This is a genomic window from Streptomyces sp. 150FB (assembly GCF_000818195.1).
GTDB lineage: Bacteria > Actinomycetota > Actinomycetes > Streptomycetales > Streptomycetaceae > Streptomyces.
In genome coordinates, this window is record NZ_JTHL01000002.1 from 53,742 (window position 1) to 78,390 (window position 24,649).

The following is a 24,649-nucleotide window of genomic DNA, read 5'->3' on the forward strand; positions in this document are numbered from 1 at the left end:
GAATTCACATCAGGCTGTTGGGGTTGACCCACGCTTTTCGGTGGCCACGTCCAGCTCCTTCCGTGTTGAGGGACCACCGCGACCGCCCCGGCCTCCGTCGTGCGGAGAGGCCGGGGCGGCACGGAGCGTCCGTCAGGCGCGGTAGGTGGGCGGGCGGACTCCGGCGCGGAGTTCGCGGATGATCGAGCAGGGGCCCTTGGTCGCGCAGTACGCGTCGTCGGTGTCCGGGAGGGCGTTGCCCGTGGTGCCCCACACGTCGCGGGCGACCGCGTTCACGACGCGCAGCATCTCGCCGTCGTTGGGGCGGCAGGAGCTGTTCTTGTCGCCGACGCCGTGCCGGGCGGCGCTGATGAGGTGCTGGCGGGCCTGGCGGGCGGCCCAGCGGCGGCTGCTGGGGCCGGTGTTCTCGTGCACGTGCCCGCTGTCGTGGAATGTGTCCAGGTGGCAGCCGGTGCAGTGGTAGGTGACGAGCTGCTGCGGCTCGCTGTCAGGAAGCCACTTGCCTTCGAACTCGTAGACGATGACCTCCGCACCCGGGATCTCGGTGTGCGCGAAGGCGGTGACGAGGCCGACGCCGTCCGCGATCCCACCGCGCGCCCGCACGTTCCAGAAGACACGGGGGAGGAAGTCGTCCCAACCCCTGCCGTGAGGCCACTGGGCGTACATGACGCCCTGCGAGGCGTCGAAGGTCGCCGTGCCGTCGGTGTTCTCGCGCTGGTACTGCTCGATCTGTGCGATCGACCCGAAGTACGTCGCGCTGAACTCCTCGGACTCCAGGAAGATCAGCCCGTACCCCCCGGGGCGGGTGTCATGGCCGTTGTCCTTCAGGATCCCGACCATGTCCTCGTAGCCGGGGTTCCCGGGGGCGATGGTGCCGACGAGGGGTAACCGGTACCGGTCGCAGCTGGTGACGTGGGCCGGGTTGGTCTCGCTGACGTTGTGCGCGGTGCCGTACGTGTTCGTGATCGTGATGCTCATGCGTGGGTGTCCTTCCCGGGGAAGCAGCGGGTGCCCGGCGTGGCCGGGTCGCGGCGGGTTCTGGCTGTTCGGCGAAGCGTCGGCAGCGCGGCTCACTCGCGGACCGCGTCCGCGAACCGCGCTTCCAACTCGGCGCGGCCCTCGGGGTCGTCGTCTTGGTCGGGGCCGCCGTGGGCGGTGCAGACGGTGTCCGGGTTCGGTCCGGTGGTGCTGGTGTGCGCGATCAGCAGGTCGGTGACCGAGTGGACGGCCTGCCACGCCGGGGCGGTGCAGTCGTCGTCGTACGGGCAGCACACGAGCAGGTCGAACCCGAGGTCGCCTTCGCCGCCGATGTCAGTGCGCAGGGCGAGTACCAGGCGGTCCGGGCCGAGGCGGATCTCGCCGACGCGGTCGCCGCCGGCCAGTGGGGAGTTGTCGCGCCACCGCCACAGCGGCAGCACGTCCGCGCCGAAGACGCGGCGGACCAGGAGCAGATCACCCAGGCCGTCATGACCGTCCCAGCCGAGATCCGCGCGGCGGGTGTCGCTGGCGCGTTGCAGCAGGGGTTCCAGGCGGTGGATGGTGTCGGCGAAGACGACGTGGTCGAAGCCCTCGTCCCGCAGGCCGGGGAACGCGGCGGCGGCTTCGGCGTGCTGGCGGCGTACGACGTCGTCGGGCACGGTGCGGGCCGGGCTGCGCTCGGCCTGGCGCTCGACGCACACGGAAGCCGGGGTGGAGATGAGAAACGCGACGGTGGGCACGCCGTAGGAGCGTGCGACCTGCAGAAGGCCGGCCCTTACGTGCTGCTCGGTGTTCGTCGCGTCGATCACCGTGGTCCGCTTCCGGGCGAGGCGGGCCTCCAGCACGGCATTCATGACGTTGGCCGCGGACAGGGTGGCCGACTGATCACCGGCACAGTCCGAGACCATCGCCCGGAACTGATCGAGCTCCAGGACCTGCGTGGACGGCCAGGTCCTCGCCCAGGTGCTCTTGCCGCTTCCCGCCGCCCCGATCAGGACGATCAGCGCCGGGTCGGGGATGGTTGTGTCGAGCGGCTGCATGGTTCCTTCGAAGGTGGTCTTCACGGGCGTTCTCCTTGCGGGTGGAGGGTGGAGGTGGCCAGGTGCAGGCGCATCCCGGCGGAGTCGGCGACGAGGGCTGCGGCCTCTTCGATCGCGCAGGCGGCGGACTCGGTGTCCTCGCTGTCCAGCGTCGTGAGCGCTGCGGCGCGGGAAGCTGTCGTCAGGAGCTGGTTGAGCGAGCCGAAGACGCCGTCCTGCGGGAAGGCTTCGTCGAACAGCTCGCGCAGCATCCCGGCGAGGAACTCGGCGTCGCCGGGCCCGCCCAGTTCGTCCTCGATCTGCTGGAGGGCGAGCTTCACGATCCCGGCCGCTGCGCGGACGCGTTCCAGGCGGGCGCGGCTCACCGGCGGCCGCCGGGGCGGGTGGTGAGCCAGGTCGTGACAGCGGCGGCGCCGACGCCGATGGCCCGGTGCAGGGCCGCGTCCAGCTCCATCCATGCACTGCCCGGCCCGGTCAGCTCCTTGGTGACCGCGCCTTCGTCGTCGAGGCGGACCGCCTGGCAGTGCTCGATGTAGCCGGTCTTCTTGGTCTTCTTCGCCAGCCACAGCAGAACGGCGCCGCGGTCGATCGCGGCGTGCGTTCCGGCGTTGATGGCCGCGCCGGCGAGCAGTGCGGTGGGCGTGACGCGGTAGCCGAACGCGCGGGTGATCGCGATGGTCGCGCCGAGCTGTACGGCGGTGTAGGAGGCGACGTGGCAGGCGACCGCGCGCCTGCCGAGGGTGCTGGTGGTCATGGTCGGGCGGGTGGAGTCCTCGGTGGCGGAGGTGCCGTCGGCGTGGACCAGGTCCTCGCCGTAGAGCCGCTTCCGCGATGCCGTCTTCGACCCCTGAACCCAGTGGTCACAGGCAGGGTGCAGTTCGCCGAAGGTGGCCAGCAGGGTACCGAAGAGGGCGAGGCGCTCGGTGGTGAGGGGTAGACGGTGCATGCTGGGGTTCTCCTGATCTCGAAAATGAGTGACGGGGGTAGGTGGGCGGCCGGCCTCTTGCCGATGCTGCGGCCGCCTCGTGGTGCACCGTCCCCGGCCGGATGCCGGCCGGGGACGGTGGTGATCAGAACGGGAGCTCGGCGACATGCAGGCGTGTACGCGGCCGCCCGGGCGACGCCGCCCCGGCCCGTGCGGCCGGGGGGCGGCGCGGCGCGTCAGGCCGTGACGAGGGCCAGGGTGTCGAGTCCGGCACCGAGCAGCAGGCCGCGGATCGACTGCTCGTACTCGCCGGAGCGGATCCGGTCGAACATGAGCTGACCAGCCACCAGGCAGCGGGCCCGCAGCTGGATCAGGGCGACGGCGTGAGCGTCGGTGCCGGCCTCGGTCGCGGCCTGTGCGGCGGCGTCACCGGCGAGCTGGTCGGCCGTCTGAAGGGCGGCCTCGCGCCGGGAGTACTGCGCCCGGCAGTACGCCCAGGAGCTCAGAGCCCGGGTGCCGTCCACCCGCGTCTGCCACTCCTTGTACGTGCGGCGGGTGCCCTCGGGGTCGGCGGCCCACTCCGCGGCCCACTGCCGGGCGAGGTCGGGCAGTTGGGCGAGGACCGCGAGGACCTGCGCTCCGCGATGCCCGAAGGCACGCCAGGAGTCGGTCTCCTCCAGGACGCGGATCTGCTGGGACATCAGCCAGTACGGGTAGTTGTCGCCACCCCAGTTGCCGGTCTCACCGAGCGGCTCCACGATCCAGAGCCGGATCGGCCAGCCCTCCTCGATGCGTTCAAGGATTTCGCCGGGCCGGGTGTACGCGTGGAAGTACCCGAACGGCTTGTCGGTGTACCACCTCTCGCCGGGGGTGGGGTGGTCGACGACCCGGCCGACGCGGTCGGCGAGGTTCACGGTCGGGATGGTCTCGCCCTGGTCGCTGTAGTAGCGGGCGAGGTAGTTGTCGGTGGGTGGGACAGTGCCGTCGGGCCGGGTCGCGATGTAGTGGACGACGGGCCGGGAGCTGCGTGCCATGAAACTTCCTCCGTGTCGGTCAGGAACGTGCGGGTGGCGGGGCGGCGGGGCAGGGCGCCGGAGGTAGCAAAGAGTTCGGGAATCGGGTGTGCTGCGGCGAATCACTCGCGCCGGGAGCCGTCAGAACGGTGGTTCGTCCGCGTAGCCGATGCGGGCCTTGACCAGCGAGACCTGGATGCCGGGGTCCCACTCGTCGTCCTCGCCGTCGCCGTCCGCGGCTTCGCAGGCCGCTGAGCAGTAGCGGCGGCGCGCGTAGAAGGGGGCGCCGCACAGGGCGCACTCGCTTTCGTCGCCGTCACAGGCGGTCGACCAGTCGATGATCACGGACGGGTCGAGGCAGGCCTCGCAGCATCCGGTGTCCTGGTCCAGGACGCCGTGGCATCCGTCGCCGCAGACCTGCCCGTTGATCGCGGTACAGCCGCAGGCGGTACACAGCACGACCGGTGCCGACACCGGCGGCGCGGGCGCTGGCACCGGCACCGGGTGAGGGGTGGCGGCCGGTACGGCGCGGCGGCGGAAGAACCGTGTGAACACAAGCGCTCCTTGTCTGGTCGGTCAGGCGGCCAGGTGATGTGTGATCGGGAGGGTGATGTAGCTGCTGGGGTCGGCTGGGATGCCGTCGTGGCATTCGAGGCACGTGTCGAGCGAGGTCGGCAGGCAGTGGTGGTACCGGCGGCGGCACGCTGGGCAGGTGCTCCTGGCGGCCATTGCCCTGTCGAGCGCGGCTTCCTGAGCGAGCGTCGGGACCCGTTTGGGTTTCGCGAGGTCGAGCCGGTAGAGCCAGGCCAGGTGGGTGCACCGGGTCAGCGGCCGGTGGGAGCAGCGGCGGCACTTGAGCTGGGCGACCGGGCCGTGCCCTCCGGGGCACAGGCCGGCCGCGCGGAGCTGGCGGCGGGTGACGAGGAAGTCCTTGGGCGCGCAGTTCCAGTCGTACTCGGGGAAACCCTGGGCGGGTTCGCCGTACGGATCGGTCTCCCGCACGACGAGCTCGTCGGCGGCGGGCACCTGGGATGCCACCATGAGGGTCGCTCCTTGGTCAGGGTGGGACGTGGGTTCCGCCCGGCCGACAAGGCGGAAGACCGCAATCGGAGGCAGTCAGGCGTTGCGCTGAACAGCAAGCGCCCACCGGCGGTGTTCGTCGGCGGGCGCAGGTGAGGGTGGCCGGGCGGCCTGTCCGGTCCTCGCTCGACCACTTCGGGGCGGGCGAGGACCAGGCGGAGCGACCGGAGAGTTGTTCAGAGGTCGGAGGGGAGTTGGTGTCCGGTCTCTGCGTCGTAGGAGATGCCGGTGGGGGAGAGTCGGATGGTCCGGACGATGCCCGGAGAACCCTTCTGCCAGGTCTTGCCGCCGACCGCTACCTGGACCGTGACGTCGGCGAGCGGGTCGGTGACCGGCAGCGTGACTTCTGGGGTCAGGGGGTACCAGCCGTCTTTCTGGACGCTGCTGGCTGTCTTGCCGTCCGCGTCGATGCGCAGGTACTGGGCGTTTCGGTCGAAGTAGGAGCGCAGTTCCAGGGTCACGTGGTCTCTGCCGGTGCTCCATTGGGCGATGGCGTAGGCGTGGACGCCGTCGACGTGGAGGGCCGCTCCTGCGCGACCCTTGTAGGCGAGGGCTTTCTCCGCGCGTTCTTGCTGCTGCTGTTCGTCGTGGGTGTGGTGGACCACCCCTGCGGTTGCGAGCGACAGGGCGGCGACGGCGGCGACGTAGGGCCAGGTGCGGCGCCGAGGCGACGGATCGCCAAGGTGGTTGGGAGCCGGTGCGGGCGGTGCCGCGGGTACGGGGGCTGGCTGGGGTCCGCTGTACCACTGCTGTCCGTTGTTGCTGGTGGCGAACCAGTCAGGATTGTCGCCCATGCCCGTTTCCTTTCTCATGCGGATGACGGTGGCACGAAGCTGGGTGGCCTGTTCGGGGTTTCCGCACACGTCCGCGACGTGGGCCCGGGTGGACAACCAGGAGGCGGCCTGGGGGGAGTTGATGCCGTGGGCGGTGATGTCCGAGCGCTCGCCGATGGCGGCGAGGTCTGCGGCCTCGCTGCACCGGCCCTCCGTCGCGGCCTGGACGACATCGTGGTGTCGGGTGTCGATGTCGATCACGTTGGGCGGCAGCTCCCAGTCCCAGCCGTTCTCACCCTCGCCGCTGCCAGTGCTGAGGGATTCCTGCTCGACGGGTGCCGGCAGGCCCTCCCACTGGTCCTTGTGCTGATCGTCCGCGGGCTCCTCCTCGAGGTCTACCGGCCCTTCGTCTTCGCGTTCAGTTTCGGCTTCGAGCGAGAGGGCCTGCTGGGCGGTGCGGCGCCGTGATGAGGTGTCGGTCAGCGTGGCTTCGTCGTCGGTGAGGATGGTCTGGATGATGTCGACGTGGTCGGGGCCGACTTTCCATACGGCTTGTCCCGGGTCCAGGGTCGGGATCATGTCGATGGCCCAGACGGGCAGGCCCAGCAGCGCCCCGACGATCGCGGCTTCCTCGGGGCCCAGGCGTCCGACGTGGGCGACCTCGCACAGGCGGGCCAGGTCCTGCGCCCGGCCGTCTCCCAGGTCCGACAGGGTGTGCATGACCACGTCCAGCGACAGGCCGGCCTTGCGGGAGTTCTTCAGCAGGCGCTGGATCAGCTCGCTGGTGGCCGGGGACAGCAGGATCTGCCAGGCCTCTTCGATCACCAGGTGCCGGTGTACGGCGGTCGACTGGGGCAGCCACACATGCTCGGCCCAGCACGAGACGGCGGCCATCAGCGAGGGGATCGCCGGGCTGTTGCGGTCAAGGCCCGTGAAGTCGAAGGACAGGATGGGCAGGTCCGTCTCGGGAAGGCGCGCCTCCTGGCCGTCGAACAGCCCGCGCAGCGAGCCTTCGGTGTAGCGGGACAGGGCGAGCGCGGCGCCCTCGCCCCACTCGGCCAGTTTGACGGCCGGCCACCGGCCGTCCTCGGGGCTGACCAGGGCGTCGACCACCCCGTTCAGCGATGTCGCCTTGGGGTGGTTCAGGGCGTGCTGCAGGGCGTGGGTGGCCTGGTAGGTGAGCGCGCCGGGTTCGACGGCGAGGATCAGCGAGCGGATGAGCTGCTCGCGGACCGCGGGCGGGAACAGTTCGCTGCACGGGTTGAGGGTGAACGTGCCGGCCTGGATGACGCGGCCCCCCAGCGAGCGCACCAGCGGCGCCCACTCGCCGGCGTTGTCCTCCCCGAAGGAGTCGATGACGACGGCCTGGTGTTGGTGGTGGAGGATCTCGCGGCGGATCCGGGTCTTGGCCGTGGTCGACTTCCCCGACCCCAGACCTCCCAAGGCGAGGCTGTTGGTCGACGGGAGGATCGCCGCGTCGGTCAAGACGGGGGAGAGATGGAAGGCGCGGCCGTCGAGGAGGGACTTCCCGATCGGGATGCCGGGGAAGGCTGCGTTGGAGGCGACGAGGGGGGTGGTGATCGCGGCGTGGGTGGAGGGCAGACGAATCACAGAATCGCCCCTTTCCTGGTGGAGGCTCCGTGCGGGGTGGTCATCAGGTGGGCGCGGTGCTGCTGACCGGGAAGCCAGTCGAGGTGGATGCGGTGCCGGTCGGCGGTGAGCGATGCCTGCCAGCGGGCGTCCGTGACCGCTTCGGGGCTGTCGCCCCACACGGTGAGGTAGGCGTCTAGGTCGACGAGGGTGGCGCCTTGGACCAGGGCGCCGTGTGTGCTGCCGCTCGCGGCCTCGTGCGCGGCGGCCTTGACCTTGTCGGTGGTGAACGCGTCCGCGGCGGCGGACTGCCACATCGCGGACCGGCGGGACTGGCCCGCCGGCAGCGGCCGGTACAGCACGGCGAGGGAGCGGTCCGAGTCCTGTCCCAGCAGCAGCCGTGGCATCAGGTCCCCGTCACTTTCCTGTGGCCACGCGGTGATCCGCGCCGTCACCGCGAACCGTCCGTCGTCCAACCCTGCCCACCCGGGGCCCCGTTCGGTGACGACGGGGATCGGCTCGGGGGTGAGGGGGGTGAGCGCGCCGAGGCGGGCGAACTCTCCTTCCAGGGTGTCGAGGATGCGGGCGGGCTGGCTGATCAGGCGCTTGGGGACGTGGACGGAGATCGTCTGCGTGTGGGCAGTGGCCTCGCCCACGGCGGCGTGGTGGGTGACGTGGACCTGGATGCCCGTGGTGCGGACCTGCCCGGCCGTGAACTCCAGGGCGCGGGCGAACGCCTGGTGGAACGCGGCCCGGCGCTGCGGGTCCTGCATGGTGCCGTGCTGCGGGTACAGCGCCCAGGTACTGGTCGCCCCGGGCTGGCCGCCCATCGCGCCGGGGGCGGTGCGTTCGCGCAGGTGCCGGTAACCGACCGCCGCCCACCGGGCGATCGATCGCGGGCCCGGCGCCACATTCAGCAACGCCGCGGCGGCGCCCACCGCGCCGAACGTCCACACGGGCGGCGGGCTGAGCAGCGCCGACATCAGGACGGCACTCCCGACACCCGCGTTGGCCTTCGTCAGCAGGATCTCGGCGGGGCTGAGCCCGCGCTGCAGGGCGGGGATGCGGTAACCGGGCGTCAGGGAATACACGGGATGATCTCCTCGAAGTCAGTGGAGCGGCCCCGGCCCCGGCGCCCAGCCCCGTACCAGGTGGCGGGGGCGGGAGCGCCGGGGCCGGGCAGCAGCTCGGTTACGGGTGGGATCGGTCGGGTGTCGGGCGGGGGTTCGCCGCCCGTCCCGAGGACCCCTCCCCACGGGTGTTCGGTGCCTGCGGCGGGGAGTCGGGCTGCTGCGTCTGGACAGCTGCCCGCGCGTCGCGGCGCGCCTGGGCGATCTGCGCGCTGCGGCCCGCTTCCCGGGTCGCGTTCGCAACAGCCGAGGTTGTGGTCAGCCGCGGCGAGCGCTGATGCTGCGTGACGCCGTAGGCGGCGAACAGCACGCCACGGTCCTGATGTGCCGCCCGGCCCGGTGTGGCCACCGTCCGCTGGCCACGCGGAGCGTTCTCCTGCTCGTAGACCTTCGGCACCCCAGCCCTTACCACCGCGTGCGCGAGGCGGTTGGGGACGTGGAGCTCCACCAGCTCCCGGGCGGCGCCGGCCACCCGGGGCCCGATGTAGGGCACCCCGTGGAAAATCATCCGCAGCATCAGGGCGTCCGCAGCGACCAGGAGCACGGCGTCCACCGCAAGCGAGCCCTTCGTGAACTGCACGAAGGGCGCGACCAGGAGCAGTGCGAAGGGGCAGAACATCAACCCCAGCAGCCGGTTCGCCCAGACCTTGACCGCGGCCATGTCGCCTCCCCGGGCCAGCGAGGCCAGCACCAGCGGCGCCATGCACACGAACGCGAGGATGCCGATGTTCCGCGTCAGGAACACCAGCACCGCCGTCGCCAGAGCGACCACAAGACCGGAGACGATCAGCAGGATCGCCAGCGGATTGCCCGAGTCCGCACCATGGGTGATGTCGTCCTTGATGGCGCCGAACAGCGTCGTCTCGTTGCTGTCGAACGCGGCCGTGAACGCGCTGCTCACCGCCGTGTTCAGCAGCATCACCACGCCGGGGACGGACGCCATGCCGGCCACCGCCGCCAGCGACCAGCCGGTCGAGGCCCCCATCTGCTTCAGACGGGGCACGCCCTGCCAGGCAGTCACCGCGCACACCACGATCACGCACACGAAAATCGCGACGGCCAGATGCTGACCGAGCCACATGAACGGCGCGTACAGGCCGCTGTCAGCCGTCTCGGGCGCCCAGCCGTGCTTCGGCGCGAGCAACCCGGTGATGTCTTTGATCAGGCTGTCGGCGAGCTGCTTGACCTGCTCGGTGGCGCTGCCAGTGATGCCGCCACCGGGGAGGCCGCCTCCCCCGCCCGGGCTGCTGTCGCAGTAGTCCTTCATCGGGCCGGGGATGCCGGAGCACGGGTCCTTTCCGCCGGCCCCGCCGGTCCTGCGTTCGCAGTAGTCCTGGGCCAAGCCGAACAGTTTGTCGCAGTTGACCTTGTCGTTGGTGTTGGCCATGCCCGTCAGCCCTTGGCGTCGGTGACGGTGGAGAACAGCTCACTGCCGTACAGGGCGAGGATCACGGCGACGAACAGTGTGCCCAGCGCCATCGACCCCTTGCGCAGCGCGCCCTTGGGGTCACCGGAGACCTGGAGCAGCATGCGCAGCGCGATGACGGCGATCACTGCGGCGACGCCCTTGGTGACCAGGCCGCCGCCGGTCATGCCGATGGTCTTGAAGAAGTCGTTGAACCCGCCGGACATGTCGACGGGCGCGGCGAGGTTGATGAAGGTGCGCATGGGTCAGATCTCCCTGCTGGGGTGGGGTGCGGGGCGGGCGATGGCGTACAGGTCGGTCATCGAGTCCATGGGGTCGATACGGACCTGGGTGCCGGGCCGGGGAGCGTTGATCATCCAGCCGCCGCCGATGTAGATACCGACGTGGTGAATGCTCGCGGCGCTGGAGCCGTAGAAAATGAGATCGCCGGGCTGCTGTTCTCCCGGCTTGACCGGCTCGGACGCGGCGTACTGCTGTGCCGCGGTGCGGGGCAGGGTAATTCCTGCCCGCGCATAGGCGTAGAGCGTGAGCCCCGAGCAGTCGAAGCCGGCGATATCTGTGCCGGTGTGGCCCGCCGGTGAGCAGCAGATTCCTGTGCTGGGTCCGGCGGTGTTTCCTCCGCCCCAGGAATACGGGGTGCCGATCATCGCCGCTGCCGCGTTGATTGCGGTTGATGCCTGAGCTGGTGTCAGGTCTTTCCCGCCGGACGGTTGGTTCGCGAGTGCGGTGATGGTACGGACGTAGTTCTGTGTCTCTTTGTAGGGCGGGACTCCGCCGTATTTCTGGACGGCGCCGCTTCCCGCGTTGTAGGCGGCGAGCATGTTTTTCTGCTTGTCGCCGGGGACGCTTTTTACGTCGTTTGCTATGTCGCACAGGTATCCGGCCGCTGAGGGGATCGCGTCTTCCGGATCCCACACATCGCGCTTGCCGTCGCCGTTTCCGTCAATTCCGTGGAGTTTCCACGTGGACGGCATGAACTGGGCTACACCCTGTGCGCCGACCGGTGAGCTCGCTTTCGGGTTGAAGCCGGATTCCTGGGTGAGGAGCGCGGCCAGCAGGTTCGGGCTGACCTCGGGGCAGGTGTGCCCCGAGGCTTCGATCAGGGACGCGTACTCGCCGGGGACGGCCAGGCTGAGCGCCGTCCCTATCGGGTTGGCGCCGGCACCCTGGACGAGCGCGGCCACGACGACGGCCGCGGTCGCTCCGACGCCGATGGTGACCGCTGCAGAGGCTCTCAAGAGCCTCCTCCTTCCTTCTGGGAGGTTTTCGATGTTTCCGCAGGCCAGGACCGCCACCCGTGACCGCCCGGGGACCGCCGTCCCACCGCCACTCCGGTCATGAAGACCGCCACCCGGCAGGGCCGGGTGGCGGTGGGAGGGCGGTGCTGTGGCGGTGCCGGGTGGCGGTCACGAACCGGACATATGAGCTGCGGTGAGGTCTGCGAGCCGGTAGCCGCGCACGCCCTTCGCCCCCTTGTCCGAGCTGGCCCCGAGGAGCTGGGCGAGCTTCTTCCCGGCCTCTGTCGCGTTGGTTTCCGTGACGCCGAGCGCGGGGGCCAGTTCCGCCGTGGGCATGAACTCGACGCCTTTTTCCCGCATGAGGTCGATGGCCTTTTTGAGCGGGGACTCCGGGGCGGCCTCGATCACCTTCTGCTGCAGGGACGACACTTCATCCACGACATCCCACACGAATTCATCCTCGAAGTTGAATCCGCGAATTAGTGTGGAACGGCCGTTCGCGAAGAGGACGCCCTGCCCCTTGATGTCCGGGTTGAGCAGCGCGGGGTTGATCGGTGCCACCGTCTCGAAGTACGTGTCTCCGAGGGCGACCTTGGCAGTCCCCTCTGACGCCACATACATGCACATGCGGTAGAGGAACTGGTCCCGCACCATGACCGGAATGGCATTCTGGGCAGGGCGCTGCGTCAGCAGGACAGTGGAAATACCGGACTCCAGGCACTTCGCCACCAGCGAGCGGGTCTTTTCCGAGATCCGCCGAGTCGCTTCCTTCCCTTCATTCGATCCGTCGTTGGCAAAGAAGTCCGCCGCTTCATCCACAATGAAGAAAACCGGGCGGAATTTCGGGGCGGGCTGCCTGTTCCGGATCGCTTCCGACATTTTTTCGTAGCGCCGTTCAGAGCGGGCGTTCAGTTCATCGACCATGCTCTCGAATACGACTGGCTGATCAGACGCTTCGTAGCGGACGGCGACTTTCGCGAACCTGGTCAGTCCGCAGAACTTCCCGTCGAGCAAATAAAGGTCGAATTCCCCGTAGGCGATCATCAGGCACGTCATGAGCCCGTTGACCAGCGTGGTCTTGCCCATCTGCGTCATCCCGCCGACCAGCAGCGACGCCTTGTCGAACGTGGGCACGCCCGCGAGTTCGCCGGTGACGTTGCGCCCGAAGGCGACACCGTCGAACGCCTCGATCTCCTGCCGGTTCGGCGAGGGGAATGGGCGGGTGAACGGCGGCTCATCAAGGACCAGGAGCCGTGCCCGCCGTTCGTTGTCGCTGCTGCGGTTCAGCGTCAGGTGCAGACGCGTGACGCCGAAGACGCCGGCCACCTGGCCCAGGCGCCGTTCGATGTCGGCGTAGGTGCGGCCGGGGGGCATCAGGAAGTCGTAGACCGTGCCGGTCTTCACCTGCTCGATCGTGACCTCGTCGGCCCGGATCGCCTGGTCCTTGGCGATCGCGCCCGCCGTCACGAGCGCCGACGTCAGCTGCGGGTGCACCTCAGCGGCCGGAACGGCCGCCTCCAGGCCATCGGCGGCGACTACGGCGGTGGACTCCTGCCTCAGTGCCGAGGGCGTCTCGGTACGGCCGTCCTTGGCCCACAGGCGCAGGATCCGGGTGCGGATCTGCCAGGCCAGGTAGCCGAGTCCGACCAGGACCCCCACGGTGAGGAGCACCGTGGCCGGCCAGGACAGGCCGAGCCTGTCCTTGATCGTGGCGAGGATGCCGAAAACGGTGACCAGGCCGCCGATCGCACCGGCGGCCTGCCCGTATACGTCGTCCTTACCGGGGCTGGCCTGCTTTTTCTTCGCCACACCCCCTCCTTCCGGGGTCATGACCTGGACGCAGGACTTCAGGTCCGCGCCACGGGTCGATTCGGGTGGTTGTGGTGCTCGCCGGGTCTGCTCCCCGGGTCTGCGACGTGGTGTCGCTCGCCGGGTCACTCACCGGGTCTGCACCGGTCGACTGCGTGGTGCTGTTCCGGCAGTCGCAGCGAGGGCCAGCCCGCAGGGAATGCGGGCTGGCCCTCACTGGTGGTGCCGGACGCGTTCGTTCAGACCGCCGCGTCTTCGGGCTCGTCCTCGCTGTCCTCGGAAGCCTCGGACTTGACGGTGCGGGCGGAGCCGGTCTCCTCCTTCGACATGAGTCCGGCCCACACCCGGCGCACCCGCTCCTCGCTGCCGACGAAGCCTGCCGCGCGGAAGGCGCTCATCGCCTGGCGGTACGACAGCGGCGGGTCGTCGCTGTAGCGAAACTGGCGCAGGACGACCTCCATCTGTCCGTCCGTCAGCTTCTCGCCGACCTCCGGAACCGGCACACCCGCGACAGCCGCGAGCTCCGCGAGCGTGATAGCCCGTGCCGGGGCACCACCTGGTGTGCCGGATTCCGGCACACCAGGCATGCCGAACGGTGTGCCGGAATCCGGCACACCTGTCTCCGATACCCCGCTGACCTGCGCGCCGAGGGCTGAGGGGCCGATGGCGACCGTGCCGGAACCGGCACGCCCAGGCAGGGCGGCCGTGCCGGGCTTCCACGTCTCGAGAACCGGAAGGGTGATCTCCGTGACGGCGCTGGGCAACGGCTGGTCTGCCACCGTCTTCGCCGTGGCCTCCGCCTGCGAATGCAGTTCCTCGGTCATGGACTGTTGTGTCTTGAGTACCGACATCCGGTAGGCCGTCTCTGCTTCGGCCACGCGCTTCTCCAGGGCGGTCGCGGTCTCGAGCAGCTCGACGCGGTGGGAGGCTTCCGCCTCCATCTCCTCCAGCCGGTCGGCCACCTCCTGCCGCTTGTCGTCGATGCTCTGCCGGGTCGCGGCGGACACTTTCCGGCCCAGCGACGGCAGCGCGACCCACCAGGCGATCTTGGTGGCGAGGATCGCGACCGGGGTCAGCACCATGGCCAGGTCGAACTCGCCAGGCGTGGCCATGATCAGGTGGACGGTCGGGATCGCCGCGTTGACACCCGTGAGAATGAGCCCCGCCCACCGCACCCGCTGGGCCCGCTGGGCGTTGTTGCCGGCCAGTATTTCCGTCGCCTGGAACACCAGCCACAGAGCGTCCAGAGCGCCGACGGTGGGCACGGCCCACGCCCCGAACGCGGGATCGAGGATCCCGTAACTCACGAACACCGACAGAACGGCCACGCCCAGGGTGATTACCCCCAGGGCCGCCAGCACGATCCCCCTCGGGGAGCGGTAGAGGTCCATCCACTTCTTGTCACTGCTCACGTTCTTTCTCCTTTCTTCTCCGCGGTGCCTGTGGCCTCAGCGGGCCAGCAGTACGACGATGACGACAATGAGCGGGCTGGCCATGCCGAGCAGGTTGACCAAACGCATGGGTCTTCCTTCCTTTCTGCGTGGGATGTTGATCCGGCCGGGCGCCAGAGGTGGCGAACAGGCGACCACCTTCGAGATGGGCGCCCCCGAGCGGCGCTCCCAGTGGCCTGTGGTTGATCTGTCCGGCTCCCCTGTCGGTCAGGGGGCGGGCGGCCCGTAGCGGCGGGCGTACGCGGCAGCCGCGACCAGCACCTCCCGCACCTCCCGGAGCGTGCGGTCCGGGTGCGTGTCCCAGTCCTGGTAGCGCACCGAAGGCGCCCCGGTGGACACCAGGAGCAACGAGTTGAGGACGGTGCCGAGCCGGTACAGGACGTCATCCGTACGCGCCGTACGGAACAGAGCCAGGAACAGGTCCTGGGGCGGAAGAACGACCCGGAAGTTGTGGCCGTGCTTCGCGTCGTAGGCGGCGAACCGCTCCTCGGCGCTCGCGCGGGGCGCCCAACCCTCGGCTTCCAGGTACCGGACGGCGGCCTCGGCATGCCGGGCGATCTCCTCGCCCGTCAGCCGGCTGCCGCTCTCTCCCCACCACAGCGCACCGTCCGGGTACACGCGGTGGATCCGCTCGTGCGCGGCCTCCAGCCACCCGGCCTGCTCCGCCAGATACGCCTCCACCGCGACGACCATCTCCGATGGTCCCTGCTCGGGCGACTCGACGCTGTTCCGTTCCTGTTCCACTATTTCCTCCTGCTTCTTCGTGTCCGATACCCCGGAGCGGGGAGCTCCCGGCGTTGTCCGCCGGCCCCGCCCGGAAAGGCACGGGGGCGACGGACAACGCCGGGGTCAGGGCTTGCGGTTGAGGTAGGCGTCTTGTAGCTCGGCGAACTGCTGGTACAGCCGAATCCCGGACGCGCACCGCTGATCGAGTTGGCAGGCAGTACACCTGCTGCGGTGGTCGGTCCAGGCGCGGCTGGCGTGCATGTAGTGGGTGTACAAGTCGGTGGTCACGACGTTCTTCCTTGCGTCCAGCGGGCTGCGCTGGGGATTGGAGGGGAGGGTCCGAGCTGATCAGGTGAGCGGCGGCCTCCCCTGGCTGGCTTCGTATTCGTCCTGGAGGTCGAAGAAGAGCTGGTGGATCACCGCGCCGTCCTGACACCACGTGCCGGACTCGCAGGCGGGGGTACAGGCGCGCACGTGGCTGGTCGATTCCTCGAAGGCCTTCATGTACCGGATGAAAAGATCACACTTCGTCACGGATCGTCTTTTCCGATTTGGGGATGGGGTGAACGTCGCGCACGGGGTGGCCTGTGTCCCAGGCTGCGGTCGCCGCCAGAGCGGCGGCCGTCAGCAGAACGCGGACGCGGGGGTGGCCCAGACCCAGTGCGGCGAGCGCCCGCGCCGCACGGTGCTGTGCGGCGCGGGCAACTCGTATGCCGGCGGCGGCTGGCACGCTCAACGGCAGCCAGCGCAGAGGCCGTTGACGGTCTCCTCGTCTTTCCAGCCCTGGCACATGGCGCACTGGTAGAGGTGACACAGGCGGTCACACAAACGGGAGAAGGAGATCAGGTCGGCGTGCTTCATGACTCGTCTCCCTCGTCGTCCCAGGGGCCGCCCAGCGCCCTGTCGAGGTCGTCGTCGTTGGTGGTGGGGCCCTCCAGCGGCGGCGGAGTCGAGGCGCTTACGACCCCCCGCCCCGGGGTTCCTGGTGCCATCTCGGCGAGCGTGCGGCGTGCCCGGCGGCCTGCGGCCGCAGCGCGCAGGTCGCCGTCGGCGACCAGGTGCCGGACCATCTGGTGGAGCCGGTGTGCGGCGGGGCAGGCATCGGAGTGCCAGCCCTTGCAGAGGTCGCAGGCGTACTCGGGGTTCACTGCCGTGACGGCCGGCCGGGTGAGGAGGGTGATCATGCGGCCAACCTCCAGTCGGCGCTCAGGCAGTCCTCGAGGGTCTTGCCCGGCTCGCGCTTCGGCAGCGGCGGCCGGTCTTCCTCATCCTCGGCACGGACCAGAAGGTTGTCCGTTTCGTCCCGCTCGTAGCCCAGGCCGTCGTCTCCGGCACGGTCCTCCTCCTCCCTCTGAATCTCAGCGGGAGTCGACGCCCGGAGGAGGCGAGGACGCGTGGGCGCGGGCGGTGTGTCGGTCGGCCGGTCGTGCCGAGGCTCCGGCTCGCCGCTGGTCGTGACCAGCAGCAGGTGACGTGCGATCATCGTTCGCATCAGGCGGTTTCCTTTCAGAGGGGTGCCTGTCTGCGGCGTCCGGGAGGTCAAGGTCCCGGGCGCCGCGCTGCGTGGTGGTGCTGGGGCCGGCGGATTCCGGCGCCCGTCACCGGCCCCGCGCACGGGGCGCGGTTCCGGCAAGAGGCGTCGGACTCAGCTGGCGAGTGCCGTCTCGCAGATCGGGGTGATGTGGGTCTTGGTGGTGCGGGCCTTGCTTGCCTCGAGTTCCTCGGCCGTGCGCAGGTCGACGACGACCTGGTCGGCCTCCGCGTGTCGACCGACGACGACCAGGTCGGTGTGGAACGCGTGGGCAATGGCCGGGTGCGCGCCTTCGACCAGGTGCTCGTAGGTCTCGATGTCGGCGCTGGGCCGGGTGCTGCACTCACCGTGCTCGACATGGAACTCGGTGAGCGTCCGTGCCGGTTCCGCTTCCCGCATCGGATTGGGTACGTCAGCCAAAGCGCCGTACGGGACTTCCAACTGGCGGTAGTCGGCTCCCTGATCGATCACCCGGTCGGCCAGGCCCATGAGGATCGCCCACGCTTGGTCCGGCTCGGGAAGAGCACTGAGCTGCGCGACCTCGAGCCAGACCTCTTGGGTGACGTCGTCGGTATCGGTGCCAGTCATGCCCAGACCGTCGGCGACGTGGGCGGCGAGACGCTCGGAGTAGCGGGTGTAGAGGTCGACGAGGGTGGTGGACATGGCGGGTCCTTCCGGGTGGAGGTGTCTGAGGGGCTGGCGTACGACGGCCCCGGCCGCCCAACTCGGTGAGCGGGTTGGGCGGCCGGGGCCGTGGTGGTTCGTCAGGGGTCGGGTCAGGTGGTGATCCGCAGCGGCTCCAGGGGAAGCTGGGGGCCGCTGAACTCGGACAGGGATCCCGAAGTCCGCTCCGAGCACCGGTTGTTCGCTTTTTCGACCGCTTCACCGCCGTGCTTGGCCCACTGGTCCTTGCGCACGGCCGGCCACTGCGCAGCATGCTTCCGCGCGGCACGCCGCTCTTGGCACTCCAGTTGATCGCGGGCCTCGCGGCGGGCGGGCTCCTCCTGGAGAGCGCGGACGTAGCGGCGGGCGAGGATGCCGCCATCCGTGCAGTGCTGGGCGCCGACGCACCGCGTGCATCCCTTGCGGTGGGCGAGGTAGGACTGGCGAGTCGTCTCCAGCGTGGCCTCCGCCTCGATCCGGGAGATCGGAGCGGCCGGGGCCGGGAGCGGCTTGTAGAACTGCTGGGCTGCGCGCCGGTTGTCCTGCGGCATCGCGTCGCGCAGCAGGCGGTTCTGCCGAGCCTGCCAGCGCCGCACGTCAATGTCGACGACCACGAGCTGGTCGCTGCCGAGGCAGACGACGTGCTTCTCGCCGTCCGCGACCTTGTCGGAGGCGCAGTGCTCGCGGATCTTGAGGACTGTGTCGCCCATGATGCGGCGCCAGGTGCGGCAGTCGGGGCAGGCGATCGACTTCACTTCGTTCGGACGGACGTTGAAGTCCTCCGGAGCCATGGTGCTGAGCAGCAGGGGCGCACGGCGGTTGGTGTTCTTGGTCCGGACGCGGCCGGGGCGAATACGGGGCATCGAATCCTCCTGACGGGGGGGCGGGTGCGGGTGCTGCCTTCTCTGCCACACCAGGGCCGGCCTTTCGGCTGGTGGTCCTGGCGGACAGACAGCGCAGCAACGCTGTTCGGAGTGGATCTGTGGTGCTCGATATTCGGTACAGGCGCCTAGGCCGGGGGAGCTCGGCTCACCCCACTGCCGCCACCTCCGAAGAGGCAGTGACTCCTGCTGTTTTGCGGTGGCACTGAGGGCGTAACCCCCGCTCAACGGAGCGTTAGGGCTATCGCTATCGCCTAGTAGAGACCATGTTCGGCAGCCGAGTCAATAGCGATAGCTCTATTTGCGTCGATCGGTTGTGCTCGAGATCGCTGCCTGATAGAGCTAGCCCTAGAATCAGATCCCGCGCAGCACTCTGAAAGGTGGCTCCGATGCCCGTCTCGTATCGCGACATCGCCGCTGACCTGCGACAGCAGATCGGCGAGGGGCGATACATGCCGGGCGACAAGCTGCCGATGCTGACTGAGCTTCAGACGCAGTACGGCGCTGGCTACCAAACTGTGCGAAGCGCCATCGCTCTCCTGGAGCAAGAGGGACTGGTCGTCGCGGTGCGCCGCAGAGGGACCATCGTGCGGGAGCGCCCTGAGAAGCGGCGTATCACCCGGTCCCGTCAAGTTTTCCGCGATGAGATCGGCTACTACTTCGACCCGACTGCCCAGCCGTGGGTAGCCCTGGAGCCCCCCTCTCTGCGGTGGGGGGTCGTGCCGGTTGATCTCGCCGCTCTCATGGGCCTTGCCACCGGTTCCGAAGTCCTCGTTCGTGATCGCGTGATGGGCGACCCCGAGACCAGAAAGCCAAGACAGTTGGCCACCAGCTACCTGCCGACCAACCTCGCTCGAGGAACTCGACTCGCGGAGGCGGATACAGGGCCAGGAGGCATCTACGACCGGCTTGAGGAGATGGGCCACCGCCCGCTCCGCTGGAGCGAAGGCGTCTCGGCCCGCATGCCCTCGCCCGAAGAAGCGGCAGCACTGAACCTTCCCGCCGATGTCGGCGTGCCACTCCTGCGCGTCGTGCGAGTCACGACCTCGCCCAGCGGTGAGGTCGTTGAGCTCAACGACACCAGAATGAGTGCCGAAGAATTCGAGATCGGCTACTCCATCCGACGCCACGCAAGCGCTCGACTCACCGATGACGACGGAGACGACGGCGGCGACGACGACGAACACTGACTGCACCTCACCTCCCGATTGCCGTAGGAAGCGGTCGGCTGTCATGGAGCCCCTCCCATCTGCTCGTCTCATGAGGGCCATCAGACTCGGGCTGGCCGGAGTGAACCATCACAGAGGCTTGTCGAAGCTCGTACGCAAGGTCATTCACGGGTTTTCAACATCCGCGTACACATGGGATTTGGGGCCCGAGCTCTAGGCTCGCGGCCATGACGATGACGGAGGGGCAGAGGGTGGGAAAGCAGCGTGCAGGGTGGAGGCCGGATCGGCTGCGTGAGCAGCGGGAGACTCATGGCCTGACTTTGGAGAAGGCCGGTGAGCGCCTCCGGGCGGTTGCCGAGCAGGCCAATCTCAAGGGCATTCCTGCCGCAAATCCTCAAACCTTGTGGCAGCACGAGCAGGGCGAAGTCTTCCCAGGTCCTCACTACCGGCGCGCCTACTGTCTCCTCTACCGGGCCACCGAGCCCGACCTCGGTTTCCGCACTGCCTTGCCGGGTGAGGAGACGTCCTTCAAGCTCACACCGATAGACGACCGCCTCAACGGCACGCACGTCCTGGCTGTTGAGCGGGCGATTCACCGCATCGCGCCGGGCTCGGGCGAAGCTGACCACTTCGACTTGCAGCAGCGCATCATTGACGCGTGGAAGCGTAGGCACACGGGGGGCGACCCGCACCGCCCGGTGCTCATCCTGGTCGGCGGGTTCGCCGGCAGCGGGAAGACCGAGCTCGCCCGCTTCTTCGTTCAACTCACTGGCTGGCCGCTGCTCGACAAGGACCCACTCACACGCCCGCTCGTGGAACGCCTTCTGGTCGCCCTGGGCGGCGACGCGAACGACAGGCACACCGACCTCTACCGAGAGAAAGTCCGGCCCGTGGAGTACGACTGCTTGATGCAGTCGGCCCTGGCCAACATCAAGTGCGGTATCAGCACCGTGCTGACCGCCCCGTTCATCGCGGAGATGACAGATGTGGCCTGGATGCAGCGTCTGGCCAACCGCGCGGGCTCGATGGGGGTCGACGTCTTCCCGGTGTGGGTTCGCTGCGATGAAGAGTCGATGCGCGAGTACATCGGATTCCGCTCTGCAGCCCGGGACGCGTGGAAGCTCCAGCGTTGGGACGAATACATGGCCACGATCGACCTGGAGCTGCGCCCGGCGGTGCCGCACCTTATCGTCGACAACCGGCTGGGGACTGCGGTGACGCTCGCTGACCAGGCCCGGCAGGCGATGGGGGCGATGTACGCATGACCTCGAAGCAGGGCGTGATCCTTTACGGCCCGCCCGCAGCGGGTAAGGACACCATCACTACCGCGCTCATCGAGCTGAACTCGAAGTACGCGCAGTTCGCACGGCTCAAGGTCGGGGCGGGCAAGTCCACCGGCTACCGGATGGGCACGCCAGAGCATCTGCTCGTACTGGAGGCAGCGGGCGATGTCGTCTACGCGAACGCCCGGTACGGCAACACCTACATCATCGATCGTCCTGGCCTGGCTGAAGCAGCCGCCCTGGGCGTGCCGGTGGTACACCTCGGGCAAGTCGACGGCATCTGCGCCCTGGTCAACGGCTACCCGTCCGACTGGATTGTGGTCTTGCTGTGGTGCCCGCGCGAGGTAACTGCACAGCGGTCCGCAGAGCGAGGCGACAGCGACACCACGGCACGCCTGGCGGCGTGGGAGGCGACCTGTGAGGACCTGGACACGCATCCAGACCTGGTCTGGGATCTGACCGTGGACACCACGGCGGCGTCCCCGCAGGACGCGGCGCGGCTCATCGACGAACTCCTGACCCAGCGGGCCGGAGCTGCCACGACATGAACGCGGGCTACGGCTGGGCGAGTCGGTCCAGGGCGTCGGTGAGCGTGAGCTTGCTGTCGTCCTTGACGTCGCGCCACCGTGCCAGCGTGGACGCTGCCGCGCGCAGCATGTCCGGTGGGAGGCCTGCGGCCGCGAGCGCGTCGGCGGCCTCCTCCAACTCCGGGCCCCAACGCCAGGCGCGCGCAGCCGTCTTGGCCACGTACTGCGGCTCCGACAGGTATGAATCGGTGCGCCGAGAAGCGACCTCCATGAGCTCCTGGTCGACGCCGTGCTCGCGCGCCATCCCGACGGCGAGCGCCACCAAGACCCTCGACGTCTTCTGGAAGCTGGCGTACGACAGTTTCAACGCGGACGCCTTTCCGGCCTCCGTGCCCAACACCTTCGTCTGCACCGCGGTGCCCGCGAAGAGCGCCTCGATCTGCTCGGTCGCGGCGGTCGGGCCGGACAGATACAGCACCGGGGTCTTGCCGTGTACGGGCGGGGAGCCGATGACGCCGCCGTCCACGACGGTCGCTTCTGGTTCGAGCAGTCCGGCGATCCGCAGCGTCCGCTCGGGGCTGATGGCGTTCGCCTCCAGGTACAACCCGTCGAAGCGATGCACGGCAACGTCGCGTGCCATGTCCTCGGCTACGGCCGGCGGGCAGAGGCTGATGACGATGTCGCTGCGGTCCAGCAGCTCGGGCAGCGAGGTCACCGGAGTCAGGCCTGCCTGCCCGGCGCGCGCTGCGGATGTGGTGCTGCGCCCGGCTTCGCACCACAGGACCGCAGCTGCGTTGGTCGCGGCGCAGGCGGCGACGGCGGCGCCCATGCTGCCGGGGTGCAGGATCCCGACGGTCGGCTGGTCCACGGTGCTACTCCGAGGTCTCGTTGAGCAGGATGGTGATGGCGTCGGTGACGTCGTCTACGACGTGGTGAGCGGCAGGAAGATCGTCCGGCCATGGGCGGCCGCGCAGCCAGATTGTGCCCAGACCAGCCTGATGACCTCCACCGATGTCCCCGGAGGGGTTGTCGCCGACCATCCAGCCACCGTGCGCGAGGTTCACGCCGCAACGGGTCGCCGCAAGGTCGAAGAGGCGCAGGTCTGGTTTGCGGATCTCCAGATCGCCCGAGACTGCGACGCCGTCGACCAGGTCGGCGAGGCCGGTCGTGGCGAGTTTGGCTCGCTGGATGTCGCCAGCCCCGTTGGTGACGATGCCGATCGTCCACGCGGCCGCGCGCAGACGGGCCAGGCCCTCGAGAACCTCCGGTGGGCAGGTGACGGCGGCCGCCATGAGGCTGACGTACTCCTGCCACAGCCGCGCTGCGGAGACCTCCAGGTCGAAGACTTCCCGCAGCCGGACGAAATCTGCGGCGTTCGCGCGGTCGGCCAGCTCGGCACGGAGCCACAGTTCGGCGTCTGGCGCGAGGGCATTGGCCTGGCACAGGCTGGCCACGGCGTCGCTGAGCGCCAGATGCCGGTCGACCAGAGTGCCGTCCAGATCGAAAAGTACAAGTCCGGGCATGGTCCCGGACCCTACCGGCCGTCGAACGCAACGGCGTTCTCCACGACAGCATCCCCTCGGCAGAGATCAAATGGTGTATGTTTCAGAGATCTGTCGATCATGAGAGGCTGCGCCATGCCCGCTGTGGACCGCTTAAAGCAGGTCGATGCCCTGCTGGACAGCCTGGACGACGTCCTACCGCCGCCGCGCGTGCGTACTCAGCTGCGGCTCGCCGCAGGGCTTACCCAGTTGGACGTCGCGGAGGCCGTGGGGGTAAGGCGTCTTGCCGTTGTGCGGTGGGAGTTGGGAAAGAGCAACCCTCGGCGCCCACAGCGAGACGCCTACATTCACCTACTCAAACGGCTCGCAGAGCGTTTCCCCGAAGCCGCTGAGCTGAATGAGGGCATGCCGACGCCAGCCTCCGGATCAAGGGGGTTGGGATGACCTAGGTCATCGGCCGCTCGCGCCAAGAAGTGGACTAGCCATCCCCTTCGGCCGCGCGCGGCCCGTCTACCGCCTGGAGTTGCCACCAGAGCGGTCCGCTCAGATCCCGGCTGTCACCGGTTCTGAGCTGCGGCTTATCAAGCCGCTCATTTCAATCCGGCCCCTCATCAGGGCCATGCCGTGCCATGCACATGCAGTACCCGCAGGCCCCCGCCAAGGGGCTTCGCGGTCGTTTCGAGGCCCCGCCAAGGACTTCGAAACGCCAGTCCGAAAACCGTCCAAACGAAAGGAGATCCGCCTCTGGTCTTCGCACTTGTCACCCGCTCCTCACGGAGGGGGCCACACCACCCACATGGACTCGGTCCGGGCCCCTGCCAGAGGCAGGTTCCGTTCGGTCACCCATATGAAAGGCGCTTGTCCTTCATGATGCACGACTCTGGTGTCCCCTGTCAGCCGGGCTACGCCCGTTTCACCCCGGTTCAGCCCACACAGGTCTCCCGGCTGACGGGATTTTCACATTCGTTTTGCCTGTTTAGCGCGTTTAGTCGAGAAGGTTCCCGGTGCCTGGATGTCACACGGAGCCCAAGATCGACACCTCTAAAAGGCGTGACGCACAGATCTGTCTCCCGCACCGGCACCACCACCCCGGCCCTCGTGTCCGTCCCGCCTGGCGGGACGCGTTTCAAGATTTCTAACCACCCCATGGGAGCGAGCACCCCGTTCCCGGGTTCTCCGCCTCTGTCCACAGGCGTTCCGTCGGATGGTCGTCGGATGGAAATCAAGACGGGCGCCAGGCCGATGTCCTGTGGGTCAGCTGTCGGTGGGCTCCGATGGTGCATCCGCTCTTCTCTCGACGAACGCCCATTGGCCATTCGGAGCGGAGTAGGGGGTTCCGGGCGGGACTGTCATCCACAGGGAGCCGTTGTCGGCGATGAGGAGCATTCCCTGCGCGTGGAGGGAGTGCAGGGAGTCGCGGGTGTCATCTACCGCGGAACCGGTGGACTGGGCGAGTTCGGCCACCAGGGCGGTGTCCTCAAGGATCAGGTCGAGTTGGCCGGCGGCCGCCAGCGGAACGTACGGACCGTAGGTCTTGCGGTAGTCCAGCATCAGCCGCATGGTGGCCGCCTCGCCGGAGTCCGGTCCGAAGGCATCCGCAACGGTGGCCATCACCTCGGTATCCGTGCCGTTGGGGCGATCCCAGTCCTGGTAGAAGGTGCCGGGCGGCTCGAGGTCGTACAAGTACCTGGGCTGTCGTGGGCGGGGGGTCCTTGCGGGGCGCGGGCCGATTCGCTGTGCGGCGGCGGCCCTGCGAGCAGACTCTCGGGCGCGGCGTACCACGGGATCCGTTTTCTTGGGTGCCATGTCCGTCACAACGACCGGTTCGGCAGCAGGTTTCCGTTCACCCCGCTGGGCGGGGGTGTGTTCCTGTGATGTCGAGAGCGGCGATCGCCGCGATGGAGCCGCCCGTGG

The 24,649-nt window shown here is 68.9% G+C and carries 28 protein-coding genes; 4 read left to right on the forward strand and 24 right to left on the reverse strand.

Translation table 11 applies throughout. The annotated features are described in order from the left end of the window. Positions 1 to 132: 132 nt before the first annotated feature. The 21 genes from QR77_RS41380 to QR77_RS41480 form a co-directional block, all read right to left on the reverse strand. Entirely contained in the window at positions 133 to 978 is an 846-nt protein-coding gene (locus tag QR77_RS41380) for a hypothetical protein (RefSeq protein ID WP_040029616.1), read from the reverse strand. A 92-nt stretch (positions 979 to 1,070) separates the two neighbouring features. Then, a complete protein-coding gene (locus tag QR77_RS41385; RefSeq protein WP_078877965.1) occupies positions 1,071 to 2,042 on the reverse strand; it encodes an ATP-binding protein in 972 nt (323 codons plus the stop codon). Beyond that, positions 2,039 to 2,383, reverse strand: coding sequence for a hypothetical protein (locus QR77_RS41390; RefSeq protein WP_040029617.1), 345 nt, complete (start codon positions 2,381 to 2,383; stop codon positions 2,039 to 2,041). The genes QR77_RS41385 and QR77_RS41390 overlap by 4 nt, the downstream gene beginning before the upstream one ends. Beyond that, entirely contained in the window at positions 2,380 to 2,964 is a 585-nt protein-coding gene (locus tag QR77_RS41395) for a hypothetical protein (protein ID WP_040029618.1), read from the reverse strand. The genes QR77_RS41390 and QR77_RS41395 overlap by 4 nt, the downstream gene beginning before the upstream one ends. 215 nt (positions 2,965 to 3,179) lie before the next feature. Further along, a complete protein-coding gene (locus tag QR77_RS41400) occupies positions 3,180 to 3,977 on the reverse strand; it encodes a hypothetical protein (RefSeq protein ID WP_052489853.1) in 798 nt (265 codons plus the stop codon). Between the two features lie 120 nt (positions 3,978 to 4,097). Beyond that, positions 4,098 to 4,511, reverse strand: coding sequence for a hypothetical protein (locus tag QR77_RS41405; RefSeq protein ID WP_040029619.1), 414 nt, complete (start codon positions 4,509 to 4,511; stop codon positions 4,098 to 4,100). 21 nt (positions 4,512 to 4,532) lie between these two features. After that, positions 4,533 to 4,997, reverse strand: a complete 465-nt coding sequence (locus QR77_RS41410) for an RRQRL motif-containing zinc-binding protein (protein WP_052489854.1) — start codon at positions 4,995 to 4,997, stop codon at positions 4,533 to 4,535. A 215-nt stretch (positions 4,998 to 5,212) separates the two neighbouring features. Then, positions 5,213 to 7,420 carry a hypothetical protein gene (locus tag QR77_RS41415; protein ID WP_040029620.1) on the reverse strand — a complete coding sequence of 736 codons (2,208 nt, stop codon included), beginning with the start codon at positions 7,418 to 7,420 and terminating at the stop codon, positions 5,213 to 5,215. Beyond that, positions 7,417 to 8,490, reverse strand: a complete 1,074-nt coding sequence (locus tag QR77_RS41420; protein ID WP_040029621.1) for a hypothetical protein — start codon at positions 8,488 to 8,490, stop codon at positions 7,417 to 7,419. Before QR77_RS41420 ends, QR77_RS41415 begins: the two co-directional genes overlap by 4 nt. Before the next feature lie 100 nt (positions 8,491 to 8,590). After that, on the reverse strand, positions 8,591 to 9,916 hold the full coding sequence (locus tag QR77_RS41425) for a hypothetical protein (RefSeq protein ID WP_040029622.1): 1,326 nt from the start codon (positions 9,914 to 9,916) through the stop codon (positions 8,591 to 8,593). Positions 9,917 to 9,921: 5 nt separating this feature from the next. Beyond that, a complete protein-coding gene (locus tag QR77_RS41430) occupies positions 9,922 to 10,197 on the reverse strand; it encodes a hypothetical protein (protein WP_040029623.1) in 276 nt (91 codons plus the stop codon). Between the two features lie 3 nt (positions 10,198 to 10,200). Next, on the reverse strand, positions 10,201 to 11,193 hold the full coding sequence (locus QR77_RS41435; RefSeq protein WP_063798230.1) for a bifunctional lytic transglycosylase/C40 family peptidase: 993 nt from the start codon (positions 11,191 to 11,193) through the stop codon (positions 10,201 to 10,203). A gap of 168 nt (positions 11,194 to 11,361) precedes the next feature. After that, positions 11,362 to 13,002, reverse strand: coding sequence for an FtsK/SpoIIIE domain-containing protein (locus tag QR77_RS41440; RefSeq protein ID WP_040029624.1), 1,641 nt, complete (start codon positions 13,000 to 13,002; stop codon positions 11,362 to 11,364). Between the two features lie 239 nt (positions 13,003 to 13,241). Continuing rightward, positions 13,242 to 14,414 carry a hypothetical protein gene (locus QR77_RS41445; RefSeq protein ID WP_040029625.1) on the reverse strand — a complete coding sequence of 391 codons (1,173 nt, stop codon included), beginning with the start codon at positions 14,412 to 14,414 and terminating at the stop codon, positions 13,242 to 13,244. 246 nt (positions 14,415 to 14,660) lie between these two features. Continuing rightward, on the reverse strand, positions 14,661 to 15,197 hold the full coding sequence (locus QR77_RS46325) for a hypothetical protein (protein ID WP_052489855.1): 537 nt from the start codon (positions 15,195 to 15,197) through the stop codon (positions 14,661 to 14,663). 105 nt (positions 15,198 to 15,302) lie between these two features. Continuing rightward, a complete protein-coding gene (locus tag QR77_RS47245) occupies positions 15,303 to 15,467 on the reverse strand; it encodes a hypothetical protein (RefSeq protein WP_160311027.1) in 165 nt (54 codons plus the stop codon). A 60-nt stretch (positions 15,468 to 15,527) separates the two neighbouring features. Further along, positions 15,528 to 15,683: a hypothetical protein gene (locus QR77_RS47645; RefSeq protein ID WP_173476487.1), complete on the reverse strand. Its 156-nt coding sequence runs from the start codon at positions 15,681 to 15,683 to the stop codon at positions 15,528 to 15,530. A 353-nt stretch (positions 15,684 to 16,036) separates the two neighbouring features. Continuing rightward, the gene (locus QR77_RS41465; RefSeq protein WP_040029628.1) at positions 16,037 to 16,363 is read right to left on the reverse strand and encodes a hypothetical protein; all 327 of its coding nucleotides are present in this window, start codon (positions 16,361 to 16,363) and stop codon (positions 16,037 to 16,039) included. Beyond that, a complete protein-coding gene (locus QR77_RS41470) occupies positions 16,360 to 16,671 on the reverse strand; it encodes a hypothetical protein (protein WP_040029629.1) in 312 nt (103 codons plus the stop codon). The genes QR77_RS41465 and QR77_RS41470 overlap by 4 nt, the downstream gene beginning before the upstream one ends. Before the next feature lie 153 nt (positions 16,672 to 16,824). Continuing rightward, positions 16,825 to 17,373, reverse strand: coding sequence for a hypothetical protein (locus QR77_RS41475; RefSeq protein WP_040029630.1), 549 nt, complete (start codon positions 17,371 to 17,373; stop codon positions 16,825 to 16,827). A gap of 113 nt (positions 17,374 to 17,486) precedes the next feature. Then, positions 17,487 to 18,236: a hypothetical protein gene (locus tag QR77_RS41480; RefSeq protein ID WP_040029631.1), complete on the reverse strand. Its 750-nt coding sequence runs from the start codon at positions 18,234 to 18,236 to the stop codon at positions 17,487 to 17,489. Positions 18,237 to 18,643: 407 nt separating this feature from the next. On the opposite strand from QR77_RS41480, the gene QR77_RS41485 reads away from it, so the two are divergent. The 3 genes from QR77_RS41485 to QR77_RS41495 all read left to right on the forward strand — a co-directional run bounded on the left by QR77_RS41485 (position 18,644) and on the right by QR77_RS41495 (position 21,254). Further along, entirely contained in the window at positions 18,644 to 19,444 is an 801-nt protein-coding gene (locus tag QR77_RS41485; RefSeq protein WP_040029632.1) for a GntR family transcriptional regulator, read from the forward strand. Between the two features lie 206 nt (positions 19,445 to 19,650). Then, a complete protein-coding gene (locus tag QR77_RS41490; protein ID WP_040029633.1) occupies positions 19,651 to 20,688 on the forward strand; it encodes an AAA family ATPase in 1,038 nt (345 codons plus the stop codon). Continuing rightward, on the forward strand, positions 20,685 to 21,254 hold the full coding sequence (locus QR77_RS41495; protein WP_040029634.1) for a guanylate kinase: 570 nt from the start codon (positions 20,685 to 20,687) through the stop codon (positions 21,252 to 21,254). Before QR77_RS41490 ends, QR77_RS41495 begins: the two co-directional genes overlap by 4 nt. A 7-nt stretch (positions 21,255 to 21,261) precedes the next feature. Here QR77_RS41495 and QR77_RS41500 read toward each other — a convergent pair whose 3' ends face one another. Together QR77_RS41500 and QR77_RS41505 are read right to left on the reverse strand one after the other, a co-directional pair. Next, positions 21,262 to 22,101, reverse strand: a complete 840-nt coding sequence (locus QR77_RS41500; protein WP_052489856.1) for an NAD(P)-dependent oxidoreductase — start codon at positions 22,099 to 22,101, stop codon at positions 21,262 to 21,264. A 4-nt stretch (positions 22,102 to 22,105) separates the two neighbouring features. Then, positions 22,106 to 22,756, reverse strand: coding sequence for an HAD family hydrolase (locus QR77_RS41505; RefSeq protein ID WP_040029635.1), 651 nt, complete (start codon positions 22,754 to 22,756; stop codon positions 22,106 to 22,108). Positions 22,757 to 22,870: 114 nt separating this feature from the next. On the opposite strand from QR77_RS41505, the gene QR77_RS44655 reads away from it, so the two are divergent. Next, positions 22,871 to 23,179, forward strand: a complete 309-nt coding sequence (locus QR77_RS44655; RefSeq protein ID WP_078877969.1) for a helix-turn-helix transcriptional regulator — start codon at positions 22,871 to 22,873, stop codon at positions 23,177 to 23,179. An 810-nt stretch (positions 23,180 to 23,989) separates the two neighbouring features. Here QR77_RS44655 and QR77_RS41510 read toward each other — a convergent pair. After that, positions 23,990 to 24,418 carry a hypothetical protein gene (locus tag QR77_RS41510; RefSeq protein ID WP_236711247.1) on the reverse strand — a complete coding sequence of 143 codons (429 nt, stop codon included), beginning with the start codon at positions 24,416 to 24,418 and terminating at the stop codon, positions 23,990 to 23,992. Positions 24,419 to 24,649 lie beyond the last annotated feature (231 nt).